A 1,006-nucleotide genomic window follows, 5' to 3' on the forward strand; every position below is an offset into this window, starting at 1 on the left:
GGGGATGCACTAAAAAAAATAGAATCAATATCTAATTCTAAGTAGTGTAATTAGGCAAGTTAATATCAATATGATAACTAATATTAGTATGACTCCTTGCGCTTCAAACAAGATCAAAGCAATTAAAGATTTTCTAAATGTGAATTGATTTTCTTTGATTACAAACTTACTTTCATTACCTATGCTAGATATATAAACGGATAAAACTTTATCCGTATTATACTGGTGCCAGGCATTTTCTAATTTAACTTTTAGATCGTCACATGACTCTAATAACGTTATTCTATATATGCTTAAGACATTTTGAGCATTACGATAATAAATTTTGTTATGATATTTATACATGTATTCAACATTCATCTTAGCAGTTCTGTCTATACCTTTTCGCCAAGGTGAACTTGAGCAAGATATTTGTGTTTTTAAAATTTGAAATTTTTCAATTTTTTGCCATGTATTCAAATCTATACTTTTATTATCATATTTATTTGATTTTATTAAAGTAACTAAAATAATTATGAAGCCTATTAAAAGTAAAAAAAGTGAAAATTTTTTCATATAATTATTTTAGCTCTAATTAATGACTATATGTTAATTTCTTAATATCTAAAATTAACATAATACACCTTATACGAAATGCTGTTTTTTATTCGATATAAATCATAAACTTATACTAAGACGTTCCAGGGTTCAGCGCACTGGAACGGCTTTTTATTGATTATTCATGTTCCACGCTCAATAAACAAGCAATGTTCCACACTTTTGTTTAGCTAAAAACAACAATAAAACCTTACTCATCTGTAAAAACTGCCCGAGCTAAACGGCCCAATAATCCCCTTTTTTTAGGTTCCGGTTCAACGTGTTCAGGAATAGGTATACGCTTATTGTCTTCACCAAGAGTAGTCAATGCGTCATAGTTCGACTCAATCTCTGGCCGAGGATCTGTTGCTATATTTAGATTAGTAGATTCATTTAGCTTACTAGTATTTTCTTGTTTTGGCTGTTCTAA

General features: G+C 29.1%; 1 protein-coding gene and 1 pseudogene. Both read right to left on the reverse strand.

Going from position 1 to position 1,006, the window contains the following annotated elements:
• Window positions 1-24: 24 nt before the first annotated feature.
• Window positions 25-555, reverse strand: a complete 531-nt coding sequence (locus FTV41_RS15165) for a hypothetical protein (protein WP_180009689.1) — start codon at window positions 553-555, stop codon at window positions 25-27.
• A 232-nt stretch (window positions 556-787) separates the two neighbouring features.
• Window positions 788-1,006, reverse strand: a pseudogene (locus tag FTV41_RS15070) (hypothetical protein); the annotation flags it as partial.

It is taken from the genome of Acinetobacter sp. YH16051 (assembly GCF_013417135.1).
GTDB classification, from domain to species: Bacteria; Pseudomonadota; Gammaproteobacteria; order Pseudomonadales; family Moraxellaceae; genus Acinetobacter; species Acinetobacter towneri.